General features: G+C 65.1%; 19 protein-coding genes and 1 other RNA gene. 14 read left to right on the forward strand and 6 right to left on the reverse strand.

The window, feature by feature from the left end:
* Positions 1 to 10: 10 nt before the first annotated feature.
* Positions 11 to 1,090, reverse strand: a complete 1,080-nt coding sequence (locus tag B2P87_RS00460; protein WP_244940719.1) for a pseudouridine synthase — start codon at positions 1,088 to 1,090, stop codon at positions 11 to 13.
* Positions 1,091 to 1,152: 62 nt separating this feature from the next.
* Between B2P87_RS00460 and B2P87_RS00465 the strand changes: the two genes are divergently transcribed.
* The 5 genes from B2P87_RS00465 (at position 1,153) to B2P87_RS00485 (ending at position 4,024) form a co-directional block, all read left to right on the forward strand.
* Positions 1,153 to 1,623, forward strand: a complete 471-nt coding sequence (locus tag B2P87_RS00465) for a nucleoside deaminase (protein WP_141890749.1) — start codon at positions 1,153 to 1,155, stop codon at positions 1,621 to 1,623.
* Positions 1,607 to 2,431: an aminoglycoside phosphotransferase family protein gene (locus B2P87_RS00470; RefSeq protein WP_167510254.1), complete on the forward strand. Its 825-nt coding sequence runs from the start codon at positions 1,607 to 1,609 to the stop codon at positions 2,429 to 2,431. Before B2P87_RS00465 ends, B2P87_RS00470 begins: the two co-directional genes overlap by 17 nt.
* A 76-nt stretch (positions 2,432 to 2,507) precedes the next feature.
* Positions 2,508 to 3,089 (forward strand): TetR/AcrR family transcriptional regulator, encoded by a 582-nt coding sequence (locus B2P87_RS00475; RefSeq protein WP_141890747.1) that lies wholly within the window; start codon positions 2,508 to 2,510, stop codon positions 3,087 to 3,089.
* Between the two features lie 21 nt (positions 3,090 to 3,110).
* Positions 3,111 to 3,404, forward strand: a complete 294-nt coding sequence (locus B2P87_RS00480) for a YciI family protein (protein WP_141890746.1) — start codon at positions 3,111 to 3,113, stop codon at positions 3,402 to 3,404.
* Positions 3,401 to 4,024, forward strand: coding sequence for a DNA-3-methyladenine glycosylase I (locus B2P87_RS00485; RefSeq protein ID WP_141890745.1), 624 nt, complete (start codon positions 3,401 to 3,403; stop codon positions 4,022 to 4,024). The genes B2P87_RS00480 and B2P87_RS00485 overlap by 4 nt, the downstream gene beginning before the upstream one ends.
* Before the next feature lie 105 nt (positions 4,025 to 4,129).
* On the opposite strand, the gene B2P87_RS00490 is transcribed toward B2P87_RS00485, so the two are convergent.
* Positions 4,130 to 4,822, reverse strand: coding sequence for a metal-dependent hydrolase (locus B2P87_RS00490; protein ID WP_141890744.1), 693 nt, complete (start codon positions 4,820 to 4,822; stop codon positions 4,130 to 4,132).
* Positions 4,823 to 5,008: 186 nt separating this feature from the next.
* Between B2P87_RS00490 and gatC the strand changes: the two genes are divergently transcribed.
* The 7 genes from gatC (at position 5,009) to B2P87_RS00525 (ending at position 9,851) form a co-directional block, all read left to right on the forward strand.
* The gene (gene gatC / locus B2P87_RS00495; RefSeq protein ID WP_008553297.1) at positions 5,009 to 5,296 is read left to right on the forward strand and encodes an Asp-tRNA(Asn)/Glu-tRNA(Gln) amidotransferase subunit GatC; all 288 of its coding nucleotides are present in this window, start codon (positions 5,009 to 5,011) and stop codon (positions 5,294 to 5,296) included.
* A 5-nt stretch (positions 5,297 to 5,301) separates the two neighbouring features.
* Positions 5,302 to 6,789, forward strand: coding sequence for an Asp-tRNA(Asn)/Glu-tRNA(Gln) amidotransferase subunit GatA (gene gatA / locus B2P87_RS00500; protein WP_141890743.1), 1,488 nt, complete (start codon positions 5,302 to 5,304; stop codon positions 6,787 to 6,789).
* 41 nt (positions 6,790 to 6,830) lie between these two features.
* The gene (locus B2P87_RS00505) at positions 6,831 to 7,598 is read left to right on the forward strand and encodes an excalibur calcium-binding domain-containing protein (RefSeq protein ID WP_141890742.1); all 768 of its coding nucleotides are present in this window, start codon (positions 6,831 to 6,833) and stop codon (positions 7,596 to 7,598) included.
* Positions 7,598 to 8,293, forward strand: coding sequence for an N-acetylmuramoyl-L-alanine amidase (locus B2P87_RS00510; RefSeq protein ID WP_141890741.1), 696 nt, complete (start codon positions 7,598 to 7,600; stop codon positions 8,291 to 8,293). Before B2P87_RS00505 ends, B2P87_RS00510 begins: the two co-directional genes overlap by 1 nt.
* Before the next feature lie 192 nt (positions 8,294 to 8,485).
* An RNA gene (gene rnpB / locus B2P87_RS00515) (RNase P RNA component class A) lies at positions 8,486 to 8,920 on the forward strand.
* A 119-nt stretch (positions 8,921 to 9,039) separates the two neighbouring features.
* Entirely contained in the window at positions 9,040 to 9,207 is a 168-nt protein-coding gene (gene rpmG / locus B2P87_RS00520; protein ID WP_008554190.1) for a 50S ribosomal protein L33, read from the forward strand.
* Between the two features lie 218 nt (positions 9,208 to 9,425).
* The gene (locus tag B2P87_RS00525; protein WP_141890740.1) at positions 9,426 to 9,851 is read left to right on the forward strand and encodes a hypothetical protein; all 426 of its coding nucleotides are present in this window, start codon (positions 9,426 to 9,428) and stop codon (positions 9,849 to 9,851) included.
* A 28-nt stretch (positions 9,852 to 9,879) separates the two neighbouring features.
* Here the strand turns inward: B2P87_RS00525 and B2P87_RS00530 are convergent, their stop codons facing one another.
* The 3 genes from B2P87_RS00530 to B2P87_RS00540 all read right to left on the reverse strand — a co-directional run bounded on the left by B2P87_RS00530 (position 9,880) and on the right by B2P87_RS00540 (position 11,634).
* Complete coding sequence (locus tag B2P87_RS00530) at positions 9,880 to 10,353, reverse strand: GNAT family N-acetyltransferase (RefSeq protein ID WP_141890739.1); 474 nt, start codon at positions 10,351 to 10,353, stop codon at positions 9,880 to 9,882.
* 86 nt (positions 10,354 to 10,439) lie between these two features.
* The gene (locus B2P87_RS00535) at positions 10,440 to 11,216 is read right to left on the reverse strand and encodes a Bax inhibitor-1/YccA family protein (RefSeq protein WP_141890738.1); all 777 of its coding nucleotides are present in this window, start codon (positions 11,214 to 11,216) and stop codon (positions 10,440 to 10,442) included.
* A 196-nt stretch (positions 11,217 to 11,412) separates the two neighbouring features.
* Positions 11,413 to 11,634: a DUF1127 domain-containing protein gene (locus tag B2P87_RS00540; protein WP_141890737.1), complete on the reverse strand. Its 222-nt coding sequence runs from the start codon at positions 11,632 to 11,634 to the stop codon at positions 11,413 to 11,415.
* 126 nt (positions 11,635 to 11,760) lie between these two features.
* Here B2P87_RS00540 and B2P87_RS00545 point away from each other — a divergent pair, with 126 nt between their 5' ends.
* Positions 11,761 to 12,642, forward strand: a complete 882-nt coding sequence (locus tag B2P87_RS00545) for a LysR family transcriptional regulator (RefSeq protein WP_141890736.1) — start codon at positions 11,761 to 11,763, stop codon at positions 12,640 to 12,642.
* A gap of 247 nt (positions 12,643 to 12,889) precedes the next feature.
* On the opposite strand, the gene B2P87_RS00550 is transcribed toward B2P87_RS00545, so the two are convergent.
* Positions 12,890 to 13,858 carry an NADPH:quinone oxidoreductase family protein gene (locus B2P87_RS00550; protein ID WP_141890735.1) on the reverse strand — a complete coding sequence of 323 codons (969 nt, stop codon included), beginning with the start codon at positions 13,856 to 13,858 and terminating at the stop codon, positions 12,890 to 12,892.
* Between the two features lie 352 nt (positions 13,859 to 14,210).
* On the opposite strand from B2P87_RS00550, the gene B2P87_RS00555 reads away from it, so the two are divergent.
* A complete protein-coding gene (locus B2P87_RS00555) occupies positions 14,211 to 14,582 on the forward strand; it encodes a helix-turn-helix domain-containing protein (protein WP_058285819.1) in 372 nt (123 codons plus the stop codon).
* The last annotated feature ends 51 nt before the right edge of the window (positions 14,583 to 14,633 follow it).

The following is a 14,633-nucleotide window of genomic DNA, read 5'->3' on the forward strand; positions in this document are numbered from 1 at the left end:
GGGAAATGGCTCAGCGGCGGGGATTCTTGCCGGCGGGCCGTTTGCCGCCGCCGCGCTGATCCGGCCGGGTGCCGCGTGCGGGCGGAGCTTTGCCTGCGGTTCTGCCCGGGTTGCCCTGCTTGCCCGAAGGCTGCGCGGCCTGTTTCCCGACCCGTTTGCCTGCGGGCTTGCCCATCGGTTTGCCTGCAGGCTTGCCCATCGGTTTACCTGCAGGCTTGCCCATCGGTTTACCTGCGGGCTTGCCGCCGCGCGCGCGGGTCGGGCGGGCCGCCGGTATTTCCTCTTCCTCCGCCAGCCCCAGCTGGTCGCGCACCACGCGGGCGCGCAGTTCCTCAACCTCGCCCGGTTTCAGATTGCCCAGCTGGAACGGCCCGTAAGATACCCGCAGCAGCCGGTTCACGCTGAAGCCGATATCCTCCATCGCGCGGCGGATCTCGCGGTTCTTGCCTTCGCGCAGGCCGACGGTCAGCCAGGCGTTGGCGCCCTGCTGCCGGTCCAGCGACACGGTCATCGGCTGGAACCTCTCGCCCTCGATCACCAGGCCCTTGCGCAGGGGGGCAAAATCCTCGTCCTTGGGGCGGCCGTTGATCCGTACCCTGTAGCGGCGCAGCCAGCCGGTGGCAGGCAGCTCCAGCTTGCGCTTGATGCCGCCGTCATTGGTCAGCAGCAGCAGCCCTTCGGAGTTGAGGTCAAGGCGGCCGACCGTCATCACCCGCGGCATGTCTTCCGGCAGCTCGTCAAAGATTGTCGTGCGGCCCTTCTCGTCGCTGTTCGATGTCACCAGCCCGATGGGCTTGTAATACAGCCACATCCGCGGCGCCTCCGCCTCCGGCAGGGGCTGGCCATCAATGCTGATGCGGTCCTTCGCGGTCACGTTCAGCGCCGGGCTGTCGATCTTCTTGCCGTTCACCGACACGCGGCCCTCGGCGATCATGCGCTCAGCCTCGCGGCGCGAGGCGACGCCTGCGCGCGACAGGACCTTGGCGATGCGGTCGCCCTCAGGCGCGGCGCCCTCCGGTTTTGCGGTGGCCTTGCGGGGCTGGGATTTCGGGGCCGGTTTGCCCTTGGGGGATGCGGGTGTTTTGCTCATGCCTCGTGCCATAGAGCATTCCGCTGCCTTGCGAAAGCGGGCAATCGCGGGCAGGAAGGGGCATGGCATTCAAATCGCATATGGACAAGGCGCTGGAACAGGCGCGGGCGGCGGCAGCGCGCGGCGAGGTGCCGGTTGGCGCTGCGCTGATTGCGCCGGACGGGCAGGTGGCGGCGCTGGCAGGCAACCGAACCCGTGAGCTGAACGACCCCACCGCGCATGCCGAGATCCTGACCATCCGCGAAGCCTGTGCCGCTTTGGGCAGCGAGCGGCTGACCGGCTACGACCTCTATGTCACGCTGGAGCCTTGCGCCATGTGTGCCGCCGCCATCGCCGCCGCCCGCATCCGCCGGGTGTACTACGGCGCCGCCGATCCCAAGTCCGGCGGGGTGGCGCATGGCGCCTGCGTGTTCTCTCATCCGCAGGCGCATCACACGCCGGAAGTCTATGACGGGATCGCGGAAGGCGAGGCCAGCGCGCTGCTTAAGGAATTTTTTGCTGGCAAAAGGCTGCCGAATGAACCCGGCGCCTAAAATTCTAGCTGAATTTGGCGTTTCCGCACCTGAACTGGTGGAGGAAACAGGGCTTGCAGTTCTTTGGAAGGTGTGTCGCGCCGATGGCAGCCCTGCGGTGCTCAAGATCTACGGTTCCAAGGGGATGCGGAACGAGTCCGAGGGGTTCCGGTTTCTCGCTGCTGCGGGCGGTCCGGCGGCCAAGGTCTACAAAGTCACGGCGTCGGCTGCGTTGATAGAGTGGCTCAGCGGGCCGCCACTGGGGAATCTCAGCCGCGCCGGCAGGGATGCCGAAGCCGCGGCGGAGCTGGTGCAGGTCGCCAACGGGCTGCATGCGAGTGCTATCCCCGAAGCAGGCTATCCGCGGCTCGAAGACTGGTTTACGGCGCTGTTTTCGTTGACGGTTTCAGCCGGGGCTTCCGAGGATGCACGCACAAACATCTTTCGCAGCCAGGCGCTCGCGCGGCGGCTTCTGGCTGATCCGCAGGACGTGCGTGCGCTGCATGGCGATCTGCATCACAGCAACATCCGTCTAGGCGATCGCGGCTATTGCGCCTTTGATGCCAAGGGAGTTCTGGGTGAGCGCGCTTATGAACTTGCCAATGCTTTTCGCCACCCGCGCGGGGCGCCGGATCTGGTGCGTGAGCCAGAGCGCATCAGATTCCTGGCGACCCTTTGGTCGCAGGAGTTCCAAGTGGGGCGAAGGCGGCTCCTGCAATGGGCGGCTGCGAAATGCGCGCTCTCGATTGCCTGGCGAAACGGCGGCCGGCTCGGGAATGATCCGGAACTCCACCTGCTCGGGGCTCTTCTCAACGCTGCAGAAGGATAGCTTGCATTCGCGCTTGATGAGTTAGGTTGATCGTCCTAATCTGCGGTTTGTAGGTCAATTGTCCTAGAGGGCTGAGGTGGTGCAGGAAACAACCAGGGACCGGATTACAGAAGCTGCGGATCAGCTGTTCTATGAACGCGGATTTGACGCGGCGTCCTTTGCGGATATCGCTGCGGCGGTGGGCATCTCGCGCGGCAATTTCTATTACCATTTCAAGACCAAGGACGAGATCCTTGAGGCGGTGATCGCGCGCCGCATGGCCAGTACCCGTGCCATGCTGAACGATTGGCAGGCGCAGAGCGCAAGCCCCGCGCAGCGGATCACCTGCTTCATCCGCATCCTGATTGCCAACCAGGCCAAGATCACCCTCTATGGCTGCCCGGTCGGGTCCTTGGTCACCGAGCTGGGCAAGCTGAACCACGCTGCGCAGGCGCAGGCTGCCGCACTCTTTACGCTGTTTCAGGACTGGCTCAGCCAGCAGTTTCAGGCGCTGGGGTGCGGCGCGCGGTCCGGCGGGCTGGCGATGCATCTGCTGGCCCGCAGCCAGGGTGTGGCGACGCTGGCGCAGGCGTTTGGCGACACGGACTTCATCAACCGCGAGGTGGCGCTGATGCAGGACTGGCTCAGGGATCAGCTGCCGCCGGAGCATCCCCTTTAGAACGCATCACAGGAGACGAACATGTATTTCATATTGCTGACATTTGCGGCGCAGACAGACCGGCTGGCCGAATTTCTGGAGGGCCACAAGGCCTGGCTGCAGCAGGGGTTTGAGGACGGGGTATTCCTTGCGGCCGGGTCAATGACCGATGGCGAAGGCGGTGCGATCCTTGCCGTTGGGGAAAGCGAAGAGGACCTGACCGCCCGCGTCGCGCAGGATCCCTTTGTGACCGGCGGTGTGGTGGAGCCGGAAATCATCGGCGTGGCGCCCACCATGATGGACCCCCGGCTTGATTTCCTGCGGGGCGGGGAATGAGCCGCACCTTCACTGCCGCCGACGGCCAGCCCCGCTGCGCCTGGGCCGCCTCGGCCCCGGATTTCCTGCGCTACCACGACGAGGAGTGGGGCTACCCGGTTGGCGACGACATCCGCCTGTTTGAGAAGGTTTGCCTGGAAAGCTTCCAGTCCGGCCTCAGCTGGCGCACCATTCTGGACAAGCGCGAGAACTTCCGCGCCGCCTTCGCCGGGTTCGATTTTAATCAGATGGCGGATTTCGGCGCGGCGGACGTGGATCGGCTGGTGCAGGACAAGGGCATCATCCGCCACCGCGGCAAGATCGAGGCGGTGATCAGCAATGCTGCCCGGGCGCAGGAACTGGTGGCAGAGGCGGGCTCGCTGGCGGCGTTCTTCTGGAGCTATGAGCCAAAGCCGGAAGAGCTGCCGGAGCCGCAGACCGCCTCAACCAGCCCCGAGTCCGTGGCGCTGTCGAAGGCACTCAAGAAACGCGGCTGGAAATTCGTCGGCCCGACCACGGTTTTTGCCTTCATGCAGGCGATGGGGCTGATCAATGACCACGCCCGCGGCTGCATCTGCCGCCAGAAGGCCGACGCGGCGCGCGCGGCTTTCACTGTGCCGCAGATGAAACCGGCGGCCTGAGGGCCGCCTGCGCCGGGCCGTCAGGCCCGGCGCCATGCCCAACGGGAGCGGATCTGCCCGGCAGATCCGGCGACGGGCGGGAGACGCCGCGCCAGCCTGCGCGGCTCAGACCTCGATTGCCGTCATCACTTCCGGCTCGATCACCTCCACCCCAGGCAGCCCCTCGATCAGGTCCTTGGCGTCCTGCTCCAGGACCGGGAAGCTCTTGTAGTGGCAGGGAATCACCGTTTTGAAGTTGAAGTACCGCTTGGCCGCATAGGCTGCCTGTTTCATGTCCATGGTGAAATGGCCGCCCGCCGACAGGATGCCTACATCGGGTTTGTAATAATCCCCCATCCACTCCATGTCCGCCATGATCGCGGTGTCGCCGGACAGGTAAACCGTCTTGCCCTCTGCCATCAGCATGTAACCCACTTCCGAGCCGCCGGTGCGCAGTCCGTCCTCGGTGCTGAAAGTGGAACTGTGCGAGGCCGGCACCATCGCCACCTGCACGCCGCCCAGATCCACCGTGCCGCCCTTGTTGAAGCCAGTGGTTTCAACCCCTTCGGTCTCGCCCCACAGTCCCATCAGATCGTATTGCCCGATCACCGGCACCTTCAGCCGTTTGGCCAGCGGCAGCACATCCACCACGTGATCGAAATGCACATGGGTCAGCAGGATATGGGTGGCGCCTGCAATCGCCGCTTCGTGCTGGTCTTCAGGCAGCACCGGGTTGCCGCTCAGCCAGGGGTCCACCAGCAGCACCAGGCCGCCGGTCTCTATGCGGAATGAGCCGTGGCCCAGCCAAATGATCTTCATCGGTTTTCTCCTCGCGTTGTCTTTGGCGGAAGCCTAACAGGCCTGATGCGAAATGGAATTGAAGCCTTCGGAAATTTGACCGCGCCTGCCGCGGCAAGCCCGCGCAACGCAGCGAACACCCCATGCCGGCTTGCAGCGCAGGCGGCGCGGCGGTAAATGCCTACCCAACACCAGATGAGGGTTTCCATGTCGATTGACCAAAGCACTGCCGCCAAGGTGGCCAAACTGGCCCGGATCAAGGTTGAGGACGCAGCACTTCCGGCGCTGGCAGACGAGTTCAACAATATCCTGGGCTTCATCGAGCAGCTGAACGAGGTGGATGTCGAGGGCGTCGAGCCGATGACTTCCGTCACCCCGCAGCGCCTCAAGCGCCGCAAGGACGAAGTCACCGACGGCAATCAGCAGGACAAGATCCTGGCCAATGCGCCGGACGCCCGCGAAGGCTTTTTCGCAGTGCCCAAAGTCGTGGAGTGAGAGACATGAGCGATCTGAACAAACTGGGCCTGGCAGAGGCCCGCGACGCGCTGCGCAAGGGCGACACCACTTCCGTCGAGCTGACCGAGGCCTGCCTCAAAGCAATCGACGCAGCTGATGCGCTCAATGCTTTCGTGCACAAGACCCCCGAGATCGCGATGGAACGTGCCAAGGCTGCGGATGAGCGCATCAAGGCGGGCGAGGCGCCCTCCATGTGCGGCCTGCCGATCGGCATCAAGGATCTGTTCTGCACCAAGGGCGTGCCCTCGCAGGCAGCCTCCAAAATCCTCGAAGGCTTCAAGCCGGAGTATGAATCCACCGTCAGCCAGAAGCTGGCAGACGCGGGCTCCGTCATGCTGGGCAAGCTGAACATGGATGAGTTCGCCATGGGCTCCTCCAACGAAACTTCCGTCTATGGCAATGCCGTCAGCCCCTGGCGCCGCGGCAATGACGACGCCCAGCTGACCCCCGGCGGCTCCTCCGGCGGCTCGGCCTCTGCCGTGGCAGCTGACCTCTGCCTTGCGGCCACTGGCACCGACACCGGCGGCTCGATCCGCCAGCCCGCCGCCTTCACCGGCACCGTCGGCATCAAGCCGACCTACGGCCGCTGCTCGCGCTGGGGCATCGTCGCCTTTGCCTCCTCGCTGGATCAGGCCGGCCCGATGACCAAATCGGTGCGCGACGCGGCGATCATGCTGGAAGCCATGTGCGGCCACGACCCCAAGGATTCGACCTCTGCCGAACTGGCGGTGCCGGATTTCGAGGCGATGCTGACCGGCGACATCCGCGGCAAGAAGATTGGTATCCCCAAGGAATACCGCATGGACGGCATGCCGGGAGAAATCGGGAAGCTGTGGTCCGATGGCGCCGAAATGCTGAAAGCGGCAGGGGCGGAGATCGTCGACATCTCGCTGCCCCACACCAAATACGCGCTGCCCGCCTATTATGTGATCGCCCCGGCCGAGGCGTCCTCGAACCTCGCCCGTTACGATGGCGTCCGCTATGGCCGCCGCGCCACGCTGGAGGCCGGCGACGGCATCACCGAGATGTACGAGAAGACCCGCGCCGAAGGTTTCGGCCATGAGGTGCAGCGCCGCGTGATGGTCGGCACCTACGTGCTGTCGGCTGGCTTCTATGACGCTTACTACAATCGCGCCCGCAAGGTCCGCACCCTGATCAAGAAGGACTTCGAGGACGTCTTTGCCGCCGGTGTCGACGCCATCCTGACCCCGGCCACCCCGTCGGCGGCCTTTGGCCTGGGCGAGATGACCGAGGCGGATCCGGTGCAGATGTACCTGAACGACGTCTTTACCGTCACCGTGAACCTGGCGGGCCTGCCGGGCATTGCGGTGCCGGCAGGGCTCGACAAACAGGGCCTGCCGCTGGGTCTGCAGCTCATCGGCAAGCCCTGGGAAGAGGGCGATCTGCTGAACACTGCCTATGCTCTGGAAAATGCGGCCGGCTTTGTAGCCAAGCCGCAGCAATGGTGGTAATCCTCTGCCTCAGCACTTGAGCAGAGCAGACAGGTAACCCCATGCGCGCATTCGCATCTTACGCCGCCGCAGGCAGCCTTTTGGTTATGGCTGCCTGTTCGCCACAGGTTCCGGACAGTGCCGCGGGCATTGACGGCGATCCCTTCGCGCCGCCGCCCGCCGCGGGCACCACCATCACCGGCGAACCGCTAGTGCCGCCGGCGCGGGTATCGTCAGAACCGGTCCAGCCCGCGGCAGCACCGCGCAGCCCCGGCTCGGCGGCTGCGGCGGGCACGTTCACCACGGCCAGCACCGCTGCCAGCGGCGCGGACATCGCCCGCGAAACCGCGGCAGCGCTGGCCGTCTCCAGCACCGGCTCCGGCGGTGAGCCGCTGCAGGCGAACCCCTCGAACCCGGCACCGCAGCTGGCTGGCGACGGCCGGATTTCGGATGAGAACGACTTTGAGGCGGTCGCTGCCCGGCAGTCGATCGAAAGCGATGCCGCCCGGCTGGAGCGCCAGCGGGCGCAATACCAGCAGGTGCAGCCGGTGGCGGTGCCCGAGCGCACAGAGGACACAGGCCCCAACATCGTGCGCTATGCCCTCGGCACCAGCAATCCCAAGGGCGTGCGGGTCTACAGCCGCACCGGCATCAACCTGAAGGCCCGCAACCAGCGCAACTGCGCTGAGTTTGCCTCCCCCGACCAGGCCCAGGTCGCCTTTCTCGCCACCGGCGGGCCGGAGCGCGACCGCAAGGCGCTGGACCCGGATGGCGACGGCTATGCCTGCGGGTGGGACCCGGCCCCTTACCGGCTGGCTGTCCAGAACTGATGACGGCGGACCCGCGCGGGGCTGATCAGCCGGGCGCCCTCTGGCATCCCAGCCCGAACTTCGGGCCGCGCAGGGACGGACTGAAGCCGTCCCTGATCGTTCTGCACTACACCGCCATGCAGGGCGCGCAGGCCGCGCTTGAGCGGCTCTGCGATCCGGCGGCGGAGGTTTCCGCCCACTATCTGATCGGCGCTGACGGCACCCTGTGGCAGATGGTGGCGGAAGAGCACCGCGCCTGGCACGCCGGCGCCGGCGCGTGGCACGGGCATGCGGACATCAACTCCCGCTCCATCGGCATTGAACTCGACAACCTCGGCACGCACCCGTTCAGCACGCCGCAGATGGCCGCGCTGGAGGAGCTGATGCGCGGCGTGATGCAGCGCTGGAACATCCCGGCGCCAGGGGTGATCGGGCATTCCTGCATGGCGCCGGGGCGCAAGTTCGACCCGGGCCCGCGGTTTGACTGGAACCGCTTGGCGCGGCAGGGCCTGGCAGCCGGGCCGGGCAAGGGCCAGGTGCCGCGCACCCCTTCCTTTGATCAGTTCCGCAGCGCCGCCGCGGCCGCCGGCTTTACTGCGGAGGCGGAGGACGAGGCGCTTCTGGCCGCCGTCCGCCTGCGCTTCCGGCCCTGGGCGCATGGCCCGTTGTCGCCAGCGGATTTCGCCGCTCTTGGGCCGGACGCGCTTAACGCCTGATATGATGCGAGGCTCTGCCTCGCGCTCCGGGATATTTGCGGCCAGAAGAAGTTTGGATCCTTTATTCTTCTGGCCGCAAATATCCTGGGGTGAATTGGCCCCGGCCCAAAGGCGGGGCCAAGAGGGGCAAAGCCCCTCAATCCGCACTATCCGCTTGACGCCGCTCACCGATCTTTCTACGCCTCCAGTCGCGCAGAAGGCTGGACGGCCGCGCGGGGCGCGCAAGCGCCCCACGAGGAAAGTCCGGACTCCATGAAGCAACGGTGCCGGGTAACGCCCGGGCGGGGAAACCCGACGGAAAGCGCCACAGAAAACAAACCGCCCGCCGGACCGGAGGTCCGCCAAAGGAGCATCCGCGCGGGTAAGGGTGAAACGGTGGGGTAAGAGCCCACCGCGCTGCTGGCAACAGCGGCGGCACGGCAAGCCCCACCGGGAGCAATGCCAAATAGGGCCCCCGCGCGGGCAGGTCCCGGGCAACCGGGAAACCGCCGCTAGGTTCGCTTCAGCCGAGAGGGGCCGGGTTGGCAGCTTGAGCGGCGCAGCAATGCGCCGCCTAGATGAATGGCCGTCGAACCCGGGATTACGGTCCCGGGGGGACAGGATCCGGCTTACAGGCCTTCTGCGCATAAATCCCTTGGGGAATGGGGGAGAATCCTATTGACTTGGGGGCTGAGGCGGGTAAAAGCCGGGCTTCAGATAGGAATTTACCGAGAGGCCCCTGCCTTTTCGGACGCAGGAGAAGCACCATGGCGAAGCCGACCACCATCAAGATCCGCCTGAACTCGAGCGCGGGCACCGGCCACTTCTATGTCACCAAGAAGAACGCACGCACCATGACCGAAAAAATGGTTGTGCGGAAGTACGACCCGGTTGTGCGCAAGCACGTCGAGTACAAGGAAGGCAAAATCAAGTAAGCCTTTCCTTCGGGATGATTTCCGGAAACGGGTCGCGCCAGTCGCGGCCCGTTTTCTTTTGCAGAGAGCGGCCCCGGCGGCGCCCGGGGGGATTGCCGTCAATTACCGGTAAATGCGGTTTTGATTGTCCGTATCTGCCGGACGATGCGGCATCTTTCCGCCGCAATTCCGCTCTAGCCTGGACCTTGTGGGTTAATGAGCAAGCGGGTGGATGAGCTGTGAAAACACTACTGATTGCCGCGGCGCTGACAGCGGCCGCGGCGCCGGTTTCAAGTTCCTTTGATGCAGGGGCGGCAGTGCCGCTGCCGCCAGCGGTCACGGCGGTTCACCTGCATGCCGCGCCGGCAGCCCCGGTTGCGGCGGCGGAGCCCGCAGGCAGGGCTGTGGTGGACAGAACCGTGCAGATCCAGGGGCGGGAGCTCTCCTTGAGCCTGGTCCGGTCCGGCAGCGCGGGAATGGCCGTGCTGAGCGTGCCTGAGCACAGTGCGGTGAACAGCCTGCCGGATATCGCCGAAGCGGACTTCCGCGGCCTGGTGGTCAGGGCGTCGGGCTGCCGCCTGGAAGGCGATATCCGCGAAGTGGCGAGCAGCCGCGGGACCATTGCGATTTCCACAGGGCTGGACTGCTCGGGCGCGGAGTCCTGAATTCAGGGCGCTGAGCCTTTGGCGCGCCTCAGGCGCGCCATTCCGCCATGATCAGCACCGGCTCCATTCCCATTCCCTTCATCAGCGCGGCTGAGGCCGTGTTGAAGGGCGCATAGGTGGCCGCGATCACCGTGGCCCCGGCGTCCAGCGCGCGGGCTTTCATCGCTTCCACCAGCGCCTTGCCGACGCCCATCCGCCGCCAGGCCCCGGTGACCGAGATATGATGCAGCATGGCGCGTGTCTCGGCCGGACGGAGGGGCAGGGCAGGGCGGTCCTGCAGCTCATAAATCAGATACCCCAGCAGGGTGCCCTGCGTGCTTTCCGCTGCCAAGGCAAAAATAGTCTCTGCGCCCAGCCAGCCCTGCAGCCACCCGGCCAGGCCATCGCTGCCCGGCGCCGGAATGTGGCGCTCCGGCTGGTAGGCAACGTGCAGCGCGTGCAGATCCTGCAGCAGCGGCACCAGGCGCTCTGCGTCTGCGGCGGGAACCTCAATTATTTTCATGGGATAAACCTTTTTATTGTTGTTGAAAAAAAGAAGGGGCGGATCAATCCGATCCGCCCCTTGCCGTGCCTGAAATTGAGGTGCGCTTATTCGCGGTTGCCAAGCAGATGGAGCAGCATCATGAACATGTTGATGAAGTCCAGATACAGGCTCAGCGCGCCCATGATCGCGGACTTCGCCAGCCACTCCTGGTCGCCCGCGTGGGCCATCTGCAGGTAGTCGTTCTTGATCCGCTGGGTGTCATAGGCGGTGAGGCCCGCAAAGATCAGCACGCCGATCACCGAGATCGCAAAGGCCATTGCCGACGACGCCAGGAAGATGTTGACGATCGACGCCACGATCAGGCCGATCAGGCCCATGATCAGGAAGGCGCCCATGCCGCTGAGGTCCTTCTTGGTGGTGTAGCCCACCAGCGACAGGCCCGCAAAGGCGATGGAGGTGATCAGGAACACCTGCACGATGCTTTCGCCGGTGAAGACCAGAAAGATCGAGCTGATCGACAGGCCCATCACGGTGGCAAAGGCGTAGAACAGCAGCTGCACGCCCGCTGCGGACATGCGGTTGGCCGCGGCGCCGATGCCGAACACAAAGGCCAGCGGCGCAAACATGATCACCCACTTCAGCGGCGAGGCATAAAGCGCATAGCCGACGTTGGTCAGATACTTGTCAGCGCTCAGCTGCGCCACGGCGTTGGCCGGGTCGGTGGTGACAGCCAGCCCGGCGACTGCCCAGGCGGCCAGGAAGGTGATGAACGTGCCTGCCGCCATGGTGGCGTAGACTTTGTTCATGTGGGCGCGCAGGCCCTCATCAATCTGCGCGGCGCGGGCGCCGGCTGCAGACCGGATGGTGTCAAACTGTGCCATTCTCAATGGTCTCCGTAATCTACTCCCTTGCTGCCTGCGCGCGAATTTCGCCGCGGCTGGCAGCTTTCCCGCTAAATATCGGGCGAAGCGCCTTGCGGTTCAAGTATTCCGGACCAAGAAATACATGAAAAAGGCAAGTAAACGGGCCGCTTTTCAGCGGCCCGCCGGAAAAGCCGGGTGCGGGCGGGTTTCCCGCTCAGCGCAGCCAGTGCGAGGGTGCGCTCCAGAACCCGCGGCGGGCTTCGGCATCCGCCTCTGCCCGGGTCACCCCGATGTCCCTGAGCGCCCGCTCGTCCAGCGCGGCAAGTTGATTCCTCTGGCGCCGGACAGTCCACAGCAGGCGCAGGCGGCTGAGCAGCGAGCGGTGCGGCTTTTGGGGGCGGCAGCTGGCGGGGCAGGAGGCTGTTGCATGGGTCATGTCGGCGGGTCCTTCAGTTGCGTTTGTGATGCTTCCCTTGTGGGTGATCAATTCTGTTGATGAATATGGCGCTCTGTGCCATATATTGAAAACGAATGTTTTTGATGAAATGCATCAGGTGTTGTGATGGTAAGGAATCTCGATATCACCACGCTCCGCTCATTTGCGGCGGTGGCGGACCATGGAGGTGTGACCCGGGCGGCGGGTTTTCTGCATTTGACCCAGTCGGCGGTCTCCATGCAGCTGAAGCGGCTGGAGGAGCTGCTGGGGGTGAATCTGCTGGACCGCTCCGGCCGCACCATCGCGCTCACGGCGGAGGGCGAGCAGCTGCTGGGATATGCCCGCCGGATGGTGGCGCTGAATGACGAGGTGATCGGCAGGCTGACGGATCAGGCCTATGAGGGGGAGGTGCTGCTCGGGGTGCCGCATGACGTGGTGCACCCGGTGATCCCGGCGGTTCTGAAGCGGTTCAACCTCAATTATCCGCGGGTGAATGTGAACCTCTGCACCTCCAACACCCGCGATCTCAAGACAGAGTTCGGGCGCGGCGCCTTTGACCTGATCCTGACCACCGAGACCGGTGCGGGCGAGGGCGGCGAGACGATCCACAGCATGCCGCTGCGCTGGGTCGGCGCGCCGGACGGGTCGGTCTGGCGGCAGCGCCCGCTGCGGCTGGGTTTCTGCCGCAACTGCAGTTTCCGTCCGGTGGCCACGGCGGCGCTGGACGAGGCGGGCATCGAATGGGAGATGGCGCTCGACAGCGATTCCGACCGGACGGTGGAGGCGACGGTCAGCGCCGACCTTGCCGTGGGCGTGCTGCTGGAGGGCACTCAGCCCGGCTTTCAGGAGCTGATCGGCCAGAGCTGCGGCCTGCCGGACCTGCCGATGCAGCACATCAACCTCTACGGGGCAGAGCGGGTGCGCGCGCCCTATGTCGAAGAGCTGGCCGAGTTCATCCGTCAGGGCTTCCAGGGGCTGTGGTCGGCACCGATGCGGGCCGCGAGTTAAGTCCCGGCAGCACGGGCCGGGACGTCTGACCGGTTTGCAGGACAAGCACAGGCTTGGGCTGACCGGCAAGGGTTCCCGCGCCCGCGGGGTGCCCTGGCTGCGCCAGCGCACCCTAGCGGCCTTGGGTCAGGCTCAGCGCCAAGGGCGCTGAGCCTGACCCAACGGGAGCGGTGCATGTTCAGATGCACCGGCGACGGGCGGGAGCTGCCCCGGCGCCAGGCGTTCTTCTGTCAGAGGTTTCGTGCTGTCAGCCGCTGGTGCTGGTCGTGATCACGACCTTGCCCGTGGACTTGCGGCTGCGCAGCAGCTCCAGCCCTTCGCCGGCCCGTTCCAGCGGCAATACATGGCTGATGTGAGGCTTGATGCGGCCCTCGCTGTGCCAGGCAAACAGCGTCTCAAAGGAGCGCCGCACCGCCTCGGGGCGGAACTTCATGTAGCCGCCCAGATAAAAGCCGATCACGGTCAGGTTCTTCACCAGCAGATGATTGGCCGGAATCTGCGGCACCTCGCCGCCGGCAAAGCCCACCGGCAGCAACCGCGCGCCGGGATTGGCGGACCGGAAGGCGGCCTTCCACACGTCGCCGCCCACGGCGTCGTAAACCACATCAGCGCCGCCGAGCGCCTTGACCGTGCTGCGCAGGTCTTCACCGGCGTCGATCAGATGATCCGCCCCGGCGGCTGCGGCCACCTCCAGCTTCTCCTGGCCGCGGGCCTGGGCAATTACCGTTGCCCCCATCAGCTTGCCGATCTCCACCGCGGTCAGTCCGACACCGCCCGCAGCGCCTGTCACCAGCAAGGTTTCGCCGGGCTGCAGCCGGGCGCAATGGTCCAGCGCCATGTGGCTGGTGCCATAGGCGATCTGTATCGCAGCGGCCTGCTCAAAACTCATCGCATCGGGGATCCGGATCAGCCGCGCGGCATCAAACACGCCCGCCTCGGCCAGCCCGCCGCAGCCGCCAAACACCGCTACCCGGTCGCCGGCGGCAAATCCTTCGGTGCCTTCCCCAAGCGCCGTCACCACGCCGGCCGCCTCCAGCCCCAGGGTGAAGGGTGGTTCAGGGGTGTCCTGATAGCTGCCCTTCATCATCAGCAGGTCGGCGAAATTCAGGCCGCAGGCCCGCAGCGCAACAGCCGCTTGTCCGGGCGCCGGAGACGGGCATGCGGTTTCCGTCAGGGCCGCCGGTTTGTCAAAGGCGGAAACTTGATAAGCCAGCATAATTTCTCCTCACCTTCTGCGGGAATCGGGGTGATTCGCAGGAGCACACTGCCGGGCCTCCACACCCGGGCACACCTCGCTATTTTTGGGGAGGTACGCGATCGGCAGCCGCTTGGCAATAAAACGTTTAGAAAAATGATACATGAAATCATGCGGTTGAGCTTGCGGACCCCGCCGGGGGCGACGGCAGTCTTGCAATCAAACGCAAGGGTTGTACACTTTTGCGCAGAGGTTGATCTCAGATCGCTCTGATGGGGAACCGTGTTCCGGCAAAGATTTGAAGGCGCCAGAACAGGTTATAGGAATGAAGCGGTCCGGGGTGCAGCCGGATTTTGAGACTTAGGAGAAACGCATGGCTCATCCCGTTGACGTGCATGTGGGAAAGCGCATCCGCCACCGCCGGTGGCTGATCGGCATGACGCAGCAGCAGCTAGCCGAACAAGTCGGCATCAAATTTCAGCAGATTCAGAAGTATGAAACCGGTGCAAACCGTGTCAGCGCATCGCGGCTGTGGGATATTTCCGACGCCCTCGAAGTGCCGGTGAGCTTTTTCTTCGAAGGCCTGCAGGAAGAGGGCAAGGCCGCGGCCGATAAAACCGCTGTGCCGGAGGACCTGATGGGCGACAAGGAAGCGCTCGATCTGGTGCGGTCCTACTACGCAATTCCGGAAAACCAGCGCCGCCGCCTGTTCGAACTGGCGCGGGTGCTGAGCGACGCCGCCTGAAAGCTGGACGGGTCCTGACGGTCCTTGCGGCGCAAAACCGGCCTTGCGGCG

It is taken from the genome of Leisingera sp. UBA4491 (assembly GCF_002388965.1).
GTDB classification, from domain to species: domain Bacteria; phylum Pseudomonadota; class Alphaproteobacteria; order Rhodobacterales; family Rhodobacteraceae; genus Leisingera; species Leisingera aquaemixtae.